The sequence below is a fragment of the Veillonellaceae bacterium genome, assembly GCA_012523975.1.
Lineage (GTDB): Bacteria > Bacillota > Negativicutes > JAAYSF01 > JAAYSF01 > JAAYSF01.
Map to the genome: position 1 here is coordinate 1 of JAAYSF010000026.1, position 16968 is coordinate 16968.

Here is a 16968-nt window from a genome sequence, read left to right on the forward strand (position 1 = left end):
ATAAAGAGGATTTCCCCTTTGCGGTTACGGTGGCCTTTGGCCGCCTTATTCTTAGTCATGAACCATAAGCATACAGGGATTTGCGTCGAGTAGAACAGCTGGCCCGGTAAAGTTACAATGCAGTCGACATGATCTTTTTCTACGAGATTTTTTCTAATCTCGGCTTCACTGGTGGTCGAAGTGGACATGGAGCCGTTAGCCAAAACAAAGCCGGCTACACCACTGGGCGCCAAATGCCACAGCATGTGCAGTATCCAGGCATAGTTGGCATTGCCTGCCGGAGGAATGCCGTAGCCGCTCCAGCGCACATCCTCGGTTAATTTCTCGCCGCCCCAGTCGCTGATGTTGAAGGGGGGATTCGCCAAGATATAGTCAGCCTTCAAGCTTTTATGCAGGTCGTTATGGAACGAGTCAGCGTTATATTCGCCGATATTGCCGTCAATACCGCGAATCGCCAGATTCATTTTGCATAGTCGCCAAGTGGTAGGGTTGGATTCCTGCCCGTATACGGCAATATCGCCGATCTTGCCGCTATGAGCCTCAACAAATTTCTCACTCTGGACAAACATGCCGCCTGACCCGCAGCAGGGGTCATAGATCCGGCCTTTGAAGGGCTCAATCATTTCGACTAACAGCTTAACTACGCTTTGCGGAGTGTAGAATTCGCCGCCGTTTTTGCCTTCAGCGCTGGCGAACTTGGACAAGAAATACTCATAGACTCGGCCAAGGACGTCCTTAGAGCGGCTTTCCTTATCGCCCACCTTGAAGGACAAAATGTCAATCAGTTCGCCCAGGCGGGTCTTGTCCAAAGTCGGTCTGGCATAATCCTTGGGCAGTACGCCTTTTAACTGCTGATTATCTTTTTCGATGGCTACCATGGCATCATCAATGATTTGGCCAATGGTTGGGCTTTTGGCGTTCTCCTTAATATGCGCCCAACGAGCCTCCGGCGCAACCCAGAAAATAGTGTCCGCCAAGTATTCATCTCTGTCTTCCGGGTCTGACAGTTGGTCTTGCTTGAGTTCCTCGTATTTTTCCTCAAAGGCGTCGGATATGTATTTTAAAAACAAAAGCCCTAGTACGACATGCTTATATTCGGCCGCATCCATGTTGTTACGGAGTTTGTCAGCTGCCTGCCACATTTTCTCTTCAAAGCCCAGATTGGCTCCATTTTTCACTTCTTGCATCCTTAATTCCCTCCATTGATGAATTGATTATAGATGGCTTCTTGTTCCTTAGCCCAGCGCTGCTCGACTTCTGTGAGAGCTTGCCGGTACGTTTTGTGTTTGGCGTTAAACTCGTCCACAATCTGCGCTTGCTTTTCCAGCGGCAACAAGGGAATCTCCATCTCGCTAAGATCACTGGGATTGATATTCATAACCGTAGTGCCTCGCTGGAAGCTCTTAATGAGCATCTGCCCTATAGGGCTTTCCAGAAATATCTTCAGATAGGCTGGCAGGATGCTTGGATTAAGTCGTATGGCGATAATATTAGCCGATGCAATGACTAGCTGTTCTGTTTCAGGAAATACGGCAACTTTGTTGACAGTCCCCCGACACGTGAGCACCACATCGCCTTTCATCAATTGGTAGCGTTTAATCTTTCGCTCTTCTTCCTGGATCGTATCGAGGCTGTCTAGCAGAATTTCGCCGTCCTCCATATTGGATATGTTAAGGACACCGACTTTTCCGGGCTGTATATCGTCCTTCATCACCGACTTGCCCCGGAAAACTTCCGCGACCTCTTTTAACTTGGCCTTCGCTAGGCTTGATGCCTTGAATCGTTGGATTGTTTCGTGATCCTCCGCAAAGAACAGGTCGATGCGCCAGTCTTCCAACTGCTGAAACTCGTTATACGGCTTATGGCTGGTCTGCGTAAGAATGAGCTTTGACTCTTCCTCTGCCATCCTGCCAATGGCAACAGCTTGACCAGTCGTCCTTGACAGGGTAATTAGGTATGTTTTTATACTGGTAAAGGGACGAAATATTCCTTCCGGAAGAGCGTATATGGTATCCATATGATAATGCTCTACGAGCCAGCGGCGAAATTCTAGTACAGGACCACTGGCAAACGTAACCCGCGCAGGCACGATCGTAATCAGCCGGCCGCCATCCTGAAGGTAACCGACAAGATTCTCTATTGCGATACATTCAGAATCACGGGTTAGAAAATTACCTCCTGCCTCTTCCGGAGTTAACCTGCTGCCAAAGGACGGCAGACAAATAATAGTGCTGAATTTTTCCTGGAGCAGCAGTTCCCGGTAAATGGACTGATTGACAACCCTTACATTACTAACGTCAGAAAATACTGTGTTAAAGAGCAGATAGGTAATATACTTTTCTGTAACGAGCGTAAATCTTACGCCCGGGTTGGATTGGATAAAATCAACCAGTTTGGTACTGAATTTCTCCGCTTCAGCAACTAATACAGACTCTGAACCAGTAGGTAACCGCTTCGCTATATATTCAACCAAACACTCTGGTGCCATCATTACACCTGTGCGATCATTCCTGTTGAGCTGTACCAGCAGTTCTAACAGATCCAGCTTGTCATCCAGGCTGTACAATTGATGAAAAAACTCTCTATCACCCGGAAAATGACCCAGCCTATTTTGCTCAGATACCTCTTTCATCACTTGAAATAAGCCTTCTTGATCATCTGGTGAGTCAGAGAAGCTGAGCCCCTGCTTTTGTACATGCCGACGTACCAGGGCCACCCTAGCAGCCTCCAGCAGAATTTGTTCCTTGTTATCAAGACCTCTTATGTAGAATATTTCATAGAATGACTGTATGCTACGGGACTTCAATTACATCCCCCCAATTATGAGTACACCATAATTGTAGTTTAATTATTTTAGTATCGTCAATACCAAAATACATTTTTTAGTTTATTTACAGCCGAATCTTACCGAAATTTTTATCTTCTGGCTCAATTCGCCGTTTTTATATAATAGGCCAATTTTGTCCCTTTTTTCTGGCTCTACCTAGTTAAATCCAGTAAACATGCGGGTTCGGAGGATCGTTCACCAAAATTCTATTTTTTTCCACACAGAAAGGACAGAGTTAAATTACCACTTGATTTCCCGCATTACATATGCATTTTCTCTGGGCTGCTGCTATCTCTTGCAACAGTGGTAGTATTATGGAAAAACAAAAACCTCATTTAGCCGGATTTACTGCTCCGAAATCTAAATGAGGTTGCTGATTCTATGCTGCTGGGTTCTGTAACTTTTCCGGTTGGGAAGCAGGAGGCCCATATAGCAGAGCCTGTTCTGGGTTAAGGCAAAACTCATAGTGACGTTTTGATTCAATATAATCTAGTCCAGTACAGTGGTAGCTGAATATCTCTTCTAGCTCCGCGCCCAGACCATGTTGTTGAATTAGCTCCATTGCATCTTCTCCACGCAGTTTCTGGAATGGCTCTAAATTTTTACTCTTTCGATAATATTGTTTATACTTCATATCAGGACATGCTGCCTTCTTGCTCAGATAACCAGCAAGACAAGCCCCTAAATTTCCTCCACCACTCAGCGGCTTCTGATGCAAAATGCCGTGAGGCCACATGTATGTTAACGCCGCTTTCTTGCTCTTAACAACCCCAGCCTCAATAAGCGGCTTGACTTCGAAAACTGTTTCTGCAAGGCGTTGATTAACAACTGCGTGCAAGTGGTATCCCCCTCTTTCGTGAGGCTCAATAACAGCTACGAACTTCATGCCATTATATTTACGCTGCAGTTCTTTAAGAAAACGTTTAAAGTGTTCTTCCGCTTCCAGGAAACCAATAGCGTTCGTATGTCTAAAGGTAAGCGAAATCAACTGCGCTGTGTGAGGATCAAAATTCTGGTTAATTAGTAGCCTAATTTGCCGCACGTTTGCTCTAGTCCGATAACGCTGTTGCTTTTCCTTGCCTACAGACCAATCTTTACGCAAGTCGGCACTTTCTTCTGAGCCGCTGAAAATCACATCTTCCTCGTAATCGTGCAAAAACGTTTCACCTTTACTCCGCTTCGGGCCTTTGGAACTCTTAACACCTGGTAGAGGGAGATTCCTGCCGTAAATATCAACCTCGACGTAATTTCGAGCTACTAGAACACACAGGTTAGAACCAAAGCTGTTTACGTTGATATATCGTAGGGCTTCACGAAAAGGAACATCGGCCCTGCATAGTTTAGAACTCATTGTTAATCACTCCTATTTTGCTGGGCTGAATTGGCCCAAAGTATGAAGTTCACTCAAGTATATATATGGTTAAGCTCAATAAATTTTCTGATAATTGTCCCAATGTCGTAACTTATTACGCGATAGCTCTCTGCAAATTTTATAGCATAAGCGACTTTGTTCTTCGCAAAACAGAGCCACTTATGTAAAAATCCACAAAACGCCATCTAAATGACTGATCGTTTTCTTACTGAATGCATCTGTGGAGCCTTAGGAATTGACCATCGATAACCGTCTATTTCAACAGTTATGCTGCTTGATCGCAATTGGCTGCGTAACTTTAATACCTCAGCAGTCAATTCCTCATTGACCATCATCGCTTCCTGATAGTCCAGGACATTCTCATACGATTTTATCAGTAAAACCCGATCTCGTTCTCGTACACGCTCACCTTTCTCCAATCGGCGCAATCTTCCGATACTAACCCCCATCTTCATCGCTACATAAGTCGCTGTCAGATGAAGCTTTAATCGTCGTTTCTCTAGCGCAGCCCCCTCTTCGAGCCATTGCAATTGAAGCCTTTCGGCAAGATGTTGCTGTTCCTTTCTTCGTTCTGCCTGCATTAATGCGATTTCTACCAAACACATGCTTGTAACCTCCTAAGATTTAATGAATAAAAACAAATAGCGCCCTCAAGATGTCAAAGCAAAATAAGTTCAGCAATTTCTGAACCTATTAATTTCCTTTGACGCCTTGAAGGCGCTTTATCTTATACGCCTAGCATTTCTGCTAGCAATGTAAAACTATTGGCGATGTGCACCAATTACTTGCATATGCATGATAGCGCATTTTTTATTAGCTGTCAACTGCAATTTTACCGCAAATGCAGGCAAGCACCTACATGATTCAATTGATTTTTACAGTATGAAAAAGCCCTATAGCAGTATAATCTATCAAAAATTTTTCCGGGGGTATGTGGTGTTTTTTTGATTTCAATTATAAGGAAACCAGGCCCCGTATACCCAGTTATTTCCAATACCCCTTCGGGAGCACTTCAGTACAATCTCCTTCGGATGTTGCTAAATGACTAATGTACAACAAGCTATATGCTTCTCGTAAAAAGCGCCACAACGAATTCATTGTAAACTTTAACCTAAGTAACCCATGCAGTTTCTCCACGTACCTCCCTAGTCATTCTTCCCTTAACTCTATTCTCTCATCTAAACACTTACCCCTTATCACCCCCGTGCTATCGTCTGGCCTGAAAGTAATCTCAACCAAAATCTAATTTAAAGGAGCAAAATCAATGAACACTTATGACAACGCAAACGCAAAATGTCCAAAATGCGGAGCACCAGCCCGCGAAGAAAAGATTTTCGAGGTATGCCTAAAGAACCCCAAACGCAAAAACACACTTCAGGAAATCATGGCCCTGTGTTACCCCTGAAGCGCTAAAACAATTTCATGAATCGGGAGTCGGTGCCAATCCCTGCGAACATTGTGAGCATAATGATATAATCGTAGTTCCCGGAACGTTTATCCGAAATGAGCAGTTAGGTATAGATCAAATGCGTATGACTGAATGGGCTCAAGTGCACCGCTGCTTACTTTGCCACACAATCTATAAAATCCCACTGCCGATTAAATAATTGCCATGGCGAGATCCTCACGAGCTCTCAGTAGCTAAAAATCATTTTTGACGCTAATGGAACCCGAACAATAAAATTGTAAAATACAGTTTTGCCACATTTGTTTGTTACTGCATCACTCTTCCCTGTTGGCAGAGGATGATATTGGTATTGAGTAAATTTATGGAGCGTTTCTTCTTTCACTCACTTTATATGCGGACCAGAATCAGCTTCACCTCATCACCGATATATATATTAAGTCCCTTCGGGCGTTGAGAGTGCCTGTAATCATAGTGAAAAAACAACACTAACTATTAAATCAGAACATAACAATTTTCCCCTCGCACTTCCTTTTGCCCACCATCTCTTTCTTTTCTCTTATTAATAAACTCACCCCTTCAACCACCAGCAGCGCCCAGAACCAACAATCTATACAAATTTTATTTCAAAAGGAGCAAAGCCGATGAATATTTATGATAACGTAACAAAAACAAATTGCCCAAAATGTGGAACACCAACTCGAGGAGAAGAGATTTCTGAGGTATGCTTGAAGAATCTTAAGCCTAATCATACCCTTGATGACATGCTGACTACATGTATTAATCCTAAAGTACTGCAACAGTTTCATGAGTCAGGCTTATGTTCCGATCCCTGCGAGCATTGCGAGCATAACGAGATAACTATTAGTCCAGGAACTTTTGTCAAAATGAAACAGTTATCCACGACTACATGGGCTGAACTGCACCAGTGTGAGCGTTGCCACACAACCTATGAAATCCCAACGTCGGATATATCATTGCCATAGCACGCTTCTCACGAGCTCTCCGTAGCTTAAAAATTCTTCTTGACGCTGTGATAATTCTATAGTACTATCAGCATCGTAAGATCAATACTTCAGATAAACAAACGTAGCTCAAAGACAACTAAATTACTAACTTATCACGTTTGTAAGACACTAAGATTAAACTAGCGCGATACGCGATAGTAAGACACGTCACTCTAGTGGTGGCTTGTTTGGCTATGCGTAACGCGCTTTTTGTTTTGTTCTATATCTTTACAGGCAGAAAGGGAGTAATCAAATGAACACGAGCAAAATTAATAACATAACTACAGCTGTCATTAATCAGATCGCCGCGCCCACAAACGGTGTCGGTGAAGTTCGTCCTCTGGGAGATGCGCGTCATATAATATTTAACAATACCGTCTCTCACAGCACCATTCTGCGCATGGCAAAGCGCGGTGAATTTCCTGCCTTCAAGTTACTTGGTGGTAAGTGGTACTTCATAGTAGAGATTGCCCAAGCTTGGCTTGCCGAAATATCAATGTCGCAATTCAATTATAGGAAGGGGGCGTAACCGCATGAAAAGAAAAAACAAAAGTCCAGAGCTTGGTCACATAGACTGGCGTAAATCAAGCGCCAGAATAATTTTCTATCACAAAGGTGAGCGGTACGTTAGCCCCTCTCTTGGTGCCGTGACGGAGGAAGAGGCTGAAATCGCTCGTCTACAATTCATTGTCGACGTTAAGAGCGGAAAACTTCTGCCTCAGTCAAAGCAAAAACCTTCTAGTACTCAAGAATTGACCTTTAACCATTTTGCTGCTCTATGGCTCAAAGACCGCGAAACGACAGTCAGCGCTAAGACCTTTCATGAGGATAACCGGCGTCTAGAATCACGAATCTTACCTGTGCTCGGAGCGAAGATTTTGGCATCCTTAACTGGATACGACTTAGACCAATTTATTAAAAAGACGCTAGCTCAGCCTTGGCAAAACGGAGATAAGTCGTTTAAACCACTTGGCAATCAGTCCCGTAAACACTACTTCCGGCAATTGCATACTATGTTTGAGCAAGCCAAAGCATGGGGATACTTGTCAAAAAACCCTATGGACGGATTAAAAGCGCCCTCCGCTAAGAATAAGTCGACCCTTTACTATTCAATTGAAGAACTTGCTGCCTTTTGGCGAGTATGCCCCACTTCACATTCTCAAAGAGCTTTGCTAATTCACGTAGCCTGGACACTTGGTCTGCGACGCGAGGAAATTGCCGGTCTGCGTTGGTCAGACCTTGATCTAGATACAAACACTGCAACGATCCAGAACTGTAGAGTATATATTCCACGTAAAGGTATTATAAGTAAAGGGCCAAAGAACGAGAAACCTCGTGTTATTGGACTTTCGCAACAAGTTAGCGAGATGCTTGCAGACTATAAAATAGACTATGACAAGCACAAAACGCTCTGGAAAAAACAATGGCTGGGACAAGATCTAATATTCGTCAAGCTGAATGACAAAGGAGCCCCCTATAATCCATCTACCATTGACCACTGGCTTGACGACTACCTGAAGAACAATAAACTTCCCCACATTACCTTACACGGGTTTCGCCACACAATGGCAACTTTGCTCCATGAAGCCGGAATGGATACTGTAACCGTAAGTGAATTAATGGGGCACTCCACAAAACAATCAAATGTGCTCGGCGGCTTCGGAATGGCACCTCGGGTAACGCGTACATACCTGCACAAATCAAAAAACGCTGCTGCAAAAATGTCAGAAGCCATGACTAAAATATTTGATCAAGTCATGCGCCACAAAGCAGAATCTTCCCAAATATCTTCCCAAGGGAATAAATGATGCCCGCTAAATCAAAAGGCTTCTCAGTCAAACGACCGAGAAACCTTAATTTATCTCTGGCGGGAGCGTGTAGGAATCGAACCCACCCATGACAGGTTAGTGCCACGCAAACGGTTTTGAAGACCGCAGGAGCCACCAGGCCCCATCCGCCCCCATGTGTATATGGAGTTGTTTGTTAAGTCATTAATTATAGAATTCATGTCTCTTTATATAGTTCCTGCTTTTTTAAATATTATTAGTAACTTTGTTAATATAAGGGAATTTCTTTGACTTTCCTTAAGTAACCTTTGCCGAAGCTGCTCATCATCTAATATATTCAGGCCATATCCATTTTGCGATACCTTAATTAGAAAATCCTGCATGCGCCGGCTTTCGCAAAAGCGCAAGCCGCTAGTTGCGTTTATTCACCAGAGCTCGTATGTATTAATTCTGGCAGACAAAAAAGGCAGCCAAAGGCTGCCTTAACTCAAACATTTACTACTTTTTTTGCAATTGCTGCAGTTGCCGTCGCATGAGGTGAGCAACAGTTTATAACAGCGTGGACAGCGAATGATCCCTGGTGTGGTAATTTTAAAGCCGCATTGAGGGCATTTTGGCCGTTCCATCTGTTTCACCTCGATATTACATAATGATATGAGCTACAATACCGCCGACTATAAATGCAGCAACCCAGGAACCAATCCAAATTAGCGTCCCTTCGCGAGTACCACGTTCTTTGAACATTACGATGATTGAAGCGATGCAAGGTACAAACAGCGTAATGGCAATAAGCGAAATCAGTGTTTGTTCCGGAGTCAGCACCATGCCGGATAAACCGGCTGCGCCGAAGTCACGACGAATCATGCCCATGATAAAGGCGGTAGCCGTTTCACGTGGCAGTAGCAGCATACCTTCGGTAATCGGCGCAAAGAGATTTTGAATTGTAGCCAATAAGCCTGTTAACTGCAATGAACTGATTATTAGTGCTCCTAGCGCGAAAAGCGGTGCGGCTTCTTCCAGAAAGGCATAGGACTTAACCACCGTCTTTTTGAGTACATTTTTGACCCTCGGCAGTCTTATCGGCGGCAAGTCGATCAGCAGATCAGACGACTCACCGGGTAACACTTTATGAAGAATTTTCCCGACTAAGCCTAAGATAACAACCATTACTGTTACATAAATCAAAATATACTTCGTACCAAGTCCGGCAAGCATTCCGGCAATTACACCCAGTTGCGCCGAACATGGAATAGCTAATCCCAGTACAGCGGTAGCAATTGTCCGTTCACGCTGAGTACCCAGAATTCGGGTCGTAATCGTAGCCATAGTTACACAGCCAAACCCTAAAATCAGCGGAATAATTGCACGGCCGTTAAGACCAATAGAGTTCATCACTCTATCTACCAGTGTGGCTAGACGAGGCAAGTATCCCGAGTCTTCCATTACCGATAATATTAGATAAAACCCAACAACCAGCGGCAGCAGCAGTCCTAGTATATAGGTTACCGTCATGGTCAAAAGACCAAATTCTCCAATCAGGACAGCGCCCAATATGGATTCCTCACTAATAAATCGACCAATAAAATCACGAATTGCTGGTTCATACATACCTTGCATCAGCGTTTCTTCGGTAAAACCGACAATATCTTGGGCAACCACTACACCAATCAAATGATACATAATATATAGTGCAAAAAGAAAGAATGGTATACCGGTTACGGGCCGCAGCATAAGACGGCCAAGTTTGGTCGAGAGCAACGCGCCTTCCTGACTTTCAGTGACGGCGTGTTTTATTATGTCATTTACCCGATGACGGCGTTCATGATAAATTTCCTCGCGGTTTAAGCCGAGTTCTACACCATGACGAGCAGCAACATGCGGGTCGCCTTCCAACACCAGTAGAGCTTCACCCCATGAACCGGTACGGTTAAGCATTTCTTGAAGCTGCTTCTTTAAAGCAATAGGCACATTGCCGGTCCGAGCTTCATAAAGCCTGTTTTTAACCTCTTCAAGCCCCTTACCCTTGACAGCGACAGTAGGAATTACTGGAACGCCGAGTAGATGCTCCAAGAGGTCAACATCAACCTTAATACCTTGTTCAGCTGCTTCGTCCATCATATTTAACGCTACGATGACTGGGATACCAGTATCGATTACCTGCAGCGTTAAAAACAGGTCCCGCTCAAGGTGTACAGCATTAACTATGTTTACAATCAAATCGGCTGACAGGATTACATCCCTAGCTACTATTTCTTCATCATTAAACGAAGATATTCCGTAGACACCAGGGGTATCGATAACTACATCATTGCCGAACTTGCCATGTGATATATCAACCGTTGTGCCCGGGAAGTTAGAAACATCGACGTAAACGCCGGTAAGTGTGTTAAAAAATACTGATTTTCCAACATTAGGATTGCCGACAAGAACTATCTTTTTTGCCCCATCTGGTATTTGAATATTACTAAGATTATTATGACAATGCATTTCTATCCTCCAATATTAAGCAGGCTGTACTTGAATGTTCTCAGCCAGTTTGCGGCCAATGGCAATTTCCTGTTTGCCTTTACAGATTACAATTGGTCCGGCAGGCAGCTTTTCAGCACACTCTACTTCGGCTCCTTCAGCAATCCCGAATCTAATCGCCTGCGCCCTGACAGTATCACCGATTATTTGGGCTATATATAAACGTTGGCCGCGGTTTGCCTGATCCAGTGTCATGATGATTCCCCCTTATATATTGATAATCGTTGTCAATTATCATGTAAAAAAAAGGTCTTTTTTCTTGTTAATTTGATTATAGGCGAGAATGACTATCACTGTCAAGAAGATTTAAAGGCGGCTAAAAACCGCCTTTAAGTAAGGATATAAGTTCGGCTACTGTCCGCGGTATCCCACTATTACCGTTCTTGTTAACCATGGCTGTATAAATTTCACCAACCACCGGCCGAGCAAAGCCATGATCAACATGATTACTGCAATTAAGAATGGTATCAGGCGGCCCTCCGGCAATGACTTGCCCCTGCGCCAGTACGTATACCAAGTCGGCCCACCGCCACGCCCAGTCGACATCATGAGTGGCGACGACCAGGGTTGTACCTTGGGTATACAATCTGTCCATGATTTCACTTAAATTTTGCATGCCGGGAAAATCCAATCCGGCAGTAGGCTCGTCCATAACAAGCATTTCGGGCTGCATTGCCAAAACTCCGGCAATAGCAACGCGTTTTTTTTGGCCATGACTTAAAAAATGCACCGGCTCGTTGGCATATTCGGCCATCTGAACAGCTTCTAATGCTTTCATCGCCGTTTGTTCAGCCTTTTTTAGACTCATTCCCAAGTTCATCGGACCAAACAAAACATCATCCAGGACACTTCCGGCAAATAGCTGAGTGTCAGGATCCTGAAAAACAAGACCAATTTTTTGTCGTAGCGTCGTTATTGCTGAGCGCGAGTATTCATAAGGCCTCCCTTGATACAGGAGCCGTCCGGCTGTGGGCCTTAAGATAGCGTTAAACTGCAAAAATAAGGTAGATTTTCCTGCTCCGTTTGGGCCAACAAAAGCAACCCGCTTTCCGGCGGGTATCTTGAGATTTATACCATTGAGGGCAGGTTTATCAAATCGGTATGAAAATTCAATGTTTTGAGCTTCTAATAGCGGGTGTATCTGCATGCTTTGTATAATCCTCCACCAAGCGGATTGTAAGGAGTCACTGGTTCTAAAGCGTTGCTGTCAAAGCCACACTTATCAATACCGCTACAATAGCTATTAGACGTATGAGGCTAATATCCTGCCGTGGATAGCGGTACACCAATTTGTCGGAATAGTTGCGCGCTAGAAGTGCGGTATAAAGGTCACGAGCAGTAATGAATGATTTACTGCAAAGATTGGCGGCCAGCATGGTCAGCGAGCGCAGCGACCGCTTAGTGCTTGAATATCCTAAACGAGACTGCTGAGCAGTATATATTTGGGCCGCAGTTTCTAAAAACACGAAAATAAAACGGTAGGTAAGCAAGCTTATCTCCATTACGGTATTGAGCGCCTTAATCCTGGCTGCAAATGCCGTAATGTGAGCAATCGGTGTGGTTGTAGCAACCATAAACAGACATGATACTGCCGCCGCACTCCGCAAAAAAAGGCCTTTTGCCGTCATAATCCCTTGTGCAGTTATGCCTAAGTAATAGCTGCCAACTTTAGTGCTGGCAATGGCCGAAAATGGCATTGTTCCAAAACTTACAGCGACTGTAACCAAGCCAACTAGCAAAAAAGCCAAAGGCGCCATCCATAAACGTAAAAGATAGCGCGGTGATATTTTTGCATACAGCATCACACTATGCATAAGTAAAATAATGCATAGCAAAGTAAAGGGGCGGGGCAAGACCAATGACAAAATCAGGCAACCCCACCCTAACAATATCTTTTCATGTATACTAACATGCTTTAACGCATTATTGTAAGCTAGATAATCTAAATACAACATATGTATTACCCGTTCATTTTAGTTTGTTGTTGTAGCTGTAGCGGTCGCCTTGATACCCTTTTCCTCAGGCTTCGGAGCTTTCCGCCCGCGCTGATAGCCTACAAAGTAGCCAATGAATCCGGCACCGATAGCAGCCTGCAGAGCAAAAAGCAAGCTTTCAACCTCGCCTGAAGGCGGCTCCCACAAGGCGTTTACCCATGGTTCATAATCAGGATTAATCGCCTCTATTGCGGATTGAGCCTGATCATCTGTTCCGCCGAACTCAGATTCTTTATGCATCATCAATGGTACAACAGCCAGCAAGACAACCAGAACTAATAAAATGATATTCTGCTTACTTACCATTAGTCATTCCACCTTTCCACCAGGCTTGAATTAAGCCTTGCTCACTGTAACGCAGTAGCGCATTATAGACGACTACGCTAAGCAAGCCCTCGCTAATTGCCAGCGGAATCTGAGTTATTGAAAAAACACCGAGAAATTTAGTAAATGACAGCCATACCCCTCCGACTGGATCGGGAAATGCCCATGCTAGCTGAGCGGCCGTCACCATGTATGTAGTCCAATCGCCGCAAGCAGCAGCCAGAAAGACAGCTATTTTTTCTGAAAAGCCCATCGAGCGGCATACCTTGAACAAGCCCCAAGCCATAAATGCTCCAGCGACACCCATCGAGAATGTATTGGCTCCCCAGGTGCTAATGCCACCATGGGCTAACAAGAGCGCTTGAAAGACCAATACAATGCCGCTTAGCACGCTTGATACTGCCGGCCCAAATAGGATTGCGCTTAGACCAACCCCGGTAGCATGCGAGCTTGAACCGGTAACCGAGGGAATTTTAAGTGCCGAAAGCACAAAAATAAACGCGGCAGCTAGGCCAAGCAGCAGTTTTCTTTCCGGGTAATTCTTTAAAGTAGCGCCGATTTGCCTAATCCCTAAGGCGATAAACGGAGCTACAACCGCCATCCACAAAAAAGCATGACTTTGCGGCAAAAAGCCCTCCATGATGTGCATGGCATGACCAACAGCCGGCATACATGCACTGACAGCTACGAAATAAACAACTAACCAGGTAATTTTCATTTCTACGTTCCCCTTCCTTGTAATAGGACTTCGTCAAACACCGGCCGAAGACCCGCGCACAGGTTGGGGGGATAAAGCTGCACTTCGGTAAAAAAAATCTCTACCAAAATAGGTAGAGATTTGCTTTACAAGGCCTGCAAATCCCCATCCCCATCGCTCGTGGGTAAAAACGGTGATTGTTGAATAGGCAGTTCTTCTGACTCAGGTTCACAGCTTGCCTGCGCCTTCCCAGATATTATCCAGTGGCTAACAGCAGATTCGCTCCCCATTACAGCGGCGGGACCGTGTTGGCATTGCACCAAGCTTCCCTATTAAGCCCGTTAGGGCACCTATTCCAATATTATGCGGATTAATTATAGTCCATACTAATAGGTTTGTCAATAGCCCTTGATTATATCGGTTCCCATGTAAGGCCGCAGCACTTCTGGCACTACGACCGAGCCGTCGGGCTGCTGATAGTTTTCTAAAATAGCAGCAACCGTCCGGCCAATTGCTACACCCGAACCGTTTAATGTATGAACAAACTCCGGTTTCGCCTTGGGCTCACGGCGGAATTTAATATCGGCGCGCCGAGCCTGGAAGTCCTCAAAGTTAGAGCAGGACGAAATTTCACGATATTTATTAAAGCTAGGCAGCCAAACTTCGAGGTCGTATGTCTTGGCTGACGAGAAACCCATATCGCCCGTACAAAGCAGGATAACCCGGTACGGCAGACCCAATAGCTGCAGCACACGCTCAGCATTATTTGTCAGCTTTTCGAGTTCATCGTAAGAGTCCTCGGGCTTGGTAAACTTGACCATCTCGACCTTATTAAACTGATGCTGGCGAATAAGGCCGCGGGTATCACGCCCGGCAGCACCGGCTTCAGCCCTGAAGCACGCGCTATAGGCGGTGTAGTACAGCGGGAGTTCTTTAACGTCGAGAATTTCACCGCGATGAAGGTTGGTTACCGGAACTTCGGCAGTAGGAATAAGATAGTAATCCAAACCTTCCAGTTTAAACATATCCTCACCGAATTTAGGCAGCTGGCCTGTCCCGGTCATACTGTCCTTATTGGCAATAAACGGCGGGAAGAATTCGGTGTAACCGTGCTCGCGTGTATGAAGATCAAGCATGAAATTAATTAACGAACGCTCTAAACGCGAACCCAATCCGCGATAAAAGGTAAAACGGGCTCCGGTTACCTTACCACCGCGTTCAAAATCTAGGAGGCCTAATTTCTCGCCAATTTCCCAGTGGGCAAGCGGTTCAAACTCAAACTTGCGCGGTTCGCCCCATTTACGGATTTCCTTATTGTCATTCTCATCATGGCCAACGACTACTGACTCATGCGGCACATTGGGGATATTCATGATAATCTCACTAAGCTTGCCTTCGACTTCTTTGACTTTTGCGTCAAGCTCGCTGATTTTATCGCCGACTACCCGCATTTCAGCAACAAGATCATCAGCGTTTTCTTTTGCTTTTTTTAGTCTGCTGATTTCCTGCGATACAGTATTACGCTGGCTTTTAAGCGCTTCCACTTCGCCGAGAAGACTGCGGCGTTCCTTCTCTAAGCGCAAGAATTCGTCTAAATTCATGGCTGCGCCGCGGTTTATAAGTGCTTGCTGAACCTTTTCCGGGTTTTCCCGCACAAATTTGATATCAAGCATACATGAACCCCCTATTATTAGCTAAAAGCTTATCCCTTCAAATGGCGACATCATTATTTCAGCATGAAAAAACTCCCGCCTGCAGGGACGAGAGTACCGTCCCGCTCGAACGGGCGCCGCCGGATATTTCCCAAATTGTTAAAATTAGTTTATACCAATTATTTTACAATATGCATTGCGTAGTTGTAAAGGCATTAAGTATTACTGTCCTCAGACTTTATTCGGCTCTGTTCCATAAATTTTATAAAAGCTTTACTGATTTCAGGATCAAATTGTGTACCTGAACACCGTTTTATTTCGTCTAAAGCCTGCCTTACAGAGTAAGGCGCGCGATAACACCTGGCGCTGGTCATAGCATCATAGGCATCACAGACTGACAACATCCGGCTGTAAACGGGTATGGCGTCACCAGCCAGACCTAACGGATAACCCAGTCCGTCATAACGCTCATGATGATGCCGCACAATGCTGGCGATATCCTCAAAACCATCTATGTCAGATAAAATGTCCGCGCCTTTTATTGCATGACGTTTTACCGATTCATATTCATTATCGGTTAAGGACCCGGGCTTGTTCAATATCCGCTCCGGTACACCAATTTTACCAACATCATGCACAATCCCGGCAAGATAGGCAATGGTCACGCCGTCGCGCGGCAATTGCATAAATTCAGCCAATTCTACCATCAGAGCAGCGACATGCTCGCTATGCTGTTTAGTGTAGCTGTCCCTAATGCCGATTGCCTTACAGAAAGCTTTGATTATGCTCAAATTTATAACGTCAAGCTTAGCCTCTATTACCTTAAATTTATCAATTGGCACATAAACACCAACTGCATATTGCGGCTCATCGTTTGAATCACGAAGTAAAAAAGTGCTGGCAAGATACCAAATATAGGACTTATCGAATGGATTGATGAGGCATGCCTCTAATAACGGAAATTCCCGTCCGGTATCCATGGTTTCAATCAACGGCCCGTGGTAAGTATCATCCTCAGCTTTTTTCTCGCCGTTATAGAGAACCTCTAACAGCGACTTATTTATTAGTTTATCATGGTCTATCTGCCATAACTTACAAAATGTGTCATTGACAAATACAATCTTAAAACTCCTGTCAATAACCAACCAGCCATGCAGCGAGCTACTTTGTACAGCTTGGGCAATGCGCGTGAACAGTTGTCCATCCATAGCTGCGGCTCCTTGTTGTCAAAATTTTTGAGACATTATGTATATTCTTCATACATAAATAAATTCCTTTGCATTTATATCTATATTTACCAAGATTATCTGCGGTAAATAAAAAAGGGGGACTCCCCCTTTTTTTTAGATAAGCCAACGCTATTCACGAACGATTCCC

15 protein-coding genes, 1 tRNA gene and 1 riboswitch are annotated in these 16968 nt (G+C 44.6%); of the genes, 3 read left to right on the forward strand and 13 right to left on the reverse strand.

Features of this window, described 5'->3' with window-relative positions; all coding sequences use genetic code 11:
* The 4 genes from GX348_03680 to GX348_03695 form a co-directional block, all read right to left on the reverse strand.
* Window positions 1-1187: SAM-dependent DNA methyltransferase (locus GX348_03680; GenBank protein ID NLP41288.1), on the reverse strand; the 1187-nt coding region annotated here is incomplete at its 3' end.
* A gap of 2 nt (window positions 1188-1189) precedes the next feature.
* Window positions 1190-2635: an N-6 DNA methylase gene (locus GX348_03685; GenBank protein NLP41289.1), complete on the reverse strand. Its 1446-nt coding sequence runs from the start codon at window positions 2633-2635 to the stop codon at window positions 1190-1192.
* A 571-nt stretch (window positions 2636-3206) separates the two neighbouring features.
* Window positions 3207-4178 (reverse strand): hypothetical protein, encoded by a 972-nt coding sequence (locus GX348_03690; GenBank protein ID NLP41290.1) that lies wholly within the window; start codon window positions 4176-4178, stop codon window positions 3207-3209.
* A gap of 206 nt (window positions 4179-4384) precedes the next feature.
* On the reverse strand, window positions 4385-4804 hold the full coding sequence (locus GX348_03695) for a helix-turn-helix transcriptional regulator (GenBank protein ID NLP41291.1): 420 nt from the start codon (window positions 4802-4804) through the stop codon (window positions 4385-4387).
* Between the two features lie 1528 nt (window positions 4805-6332).
* On the opposite strand from GX348_03695, the gene GX348_03700 reads away from it, so the two are divergent.
* The 3 genes from GX348_03700 (at window position 6333) to GX348_03710 (ending at window position 8419) form a co-directional block, all read left to right on the forward strand.
* On the forward strand, window positions 6333-6590 hold the full coding sequence (locus GX348_03700; GenBank protein ID NLP41292.1) for a hypothetical protein: 258 nt from the start codon (window positions 6333-6335) through the stop codon (window positions 6588-6590).
* A gap of 274 nt (window positions 6591-6864) precedes the next feature.
* Window positions 6865-7140, forward strand: coding sequence for a helix-turn-helix domain-containing protein (locus GX348_03705; protein ID NLP41293.1), 276 nt, complete (start codon window positions 6865-6867; stop codon window positions 7138-7140).
* Window positions 7141-7144: 4 nt separating this feature from the next.
* The gene (locus tag GX348_03710; GenBank protein ID NLP41294.1) at window positions 7145-8419 is read left to right on the forward strand and encodes a site-specific integrase; all 1275 of its coding nucleotides are present in this window, start codon (window positions 7145-7147) and stop codon (window positions 8417-8419) included.
* 57 nt (window positions 8420-8476) lie between these two features.
* Here the strand turns inward: GX348_03710 and GX348_03715 are convergent.
* The 9 genes from GX348_03715 to GX348_03755 all read right to left on the reverse strand — a co-directional run bounded on the left by GX348_03715 (window position 8477) and on the right by GX348_03755 (window position 16799).
* Window positions 8477-8573: transfer RNA gene (locus GX348_03715), tRNA-Sec, on the reverse strand.
* Window positions 8574-9040: 467 nt separating this feature from the next.
* Entirely contained in the window at window positions 9041-10885 is a 1845-nt protein-coding gene (gene feoB, locus GX348_03720; GenBank protein NLP41295.1) for a ferrous iron transport protein B, read from the reverse strand.
* Between the two features lie 15 nt (window positions 10886-10900).
* Complete coding sequence (locus GX348_03725; protein NLP41296.1) at window positions 10901-11119, reverse strand: ferrous iron transport protein A; 219 nt, start codon at window positions 11117-11119, stop codon at window positions 10901-10903.
* A 121-nt stretch (window positions 11120-11240) separates the two neighbouring features.
* Window positions 11241-12071, reverse strand: coding sequence for an ABC transporter ATP-binding protein (locus GX348_03730; protein NLP41297.1), 831 nt, complete (start codon window positions 12069-12071; stop codon window positions 11241-11243).
* Window positions 12072-12117: 46 nt separating this feature from the next.
* The gene (gene cbiQ, locus GX348_03735; protein NLP41298.1) at window positions 12118-12879 is read right to left on the reverse strand and encodes a cobalt ECF transporter T component CbiQ; all 762 of its coding nucleotides are present in this window, start codon (window positions 12877-12879) and stop codon (window positions 12118-12120) included.
* Window positions 12880-12897: 18 nt separating this feature from the next.
* A complete protein-coding gene (locus tag GX348_03740) occupies window positions 12898-13224 on the reverse strand; it encodes an energy-coupling factor ABC transporter substrate-binding protein (GenBank protein NLP41299.1) in 327 nt (108 codons plus the stop codon).
* Entirely contained in the window at window positions 13214-13960 is a 747-nt protein-coding gene (locus GX348_03745) for an energy-coupling factor ABC transporter permease (protein NLP41300.1), read from the reverse strand. The genes GX348_03740 and GX348_03745 overlap by 11 nt, the downstream gene beginning before the upstream one ends.
* Before the next feature lie 168 nt (window positions 13961-14128).
* A riboswitch (cobalamin riboswitch) is annotated at window positions 14129-14308 on the reverse strand.
* Between the two features lie 29 nt (window positions 14309-14337).
* Window positions 14338-15612 (reverse strand): serine--tRNA ligase, encoded by a 1275-nt coding sequence (serS, locus tag GX348_03750; protein ID NLP41301.1) that lies wholly within the window; start codon window positions 15610-15612, stop codon window positions 14338-14340.
* Window positions 15613-15806: 194 nt separating this feature from the next.
* Entirely contained in the window at window positions 15807-16799 is a 993-nt protein-coding gene (locus tag GX348_03755) for an HD domain-containing protein (GenBank protein NLP41302.1), read from the reverse strand.
* Window positions 16800-16968: the final 169 nt, after the last annotated feature.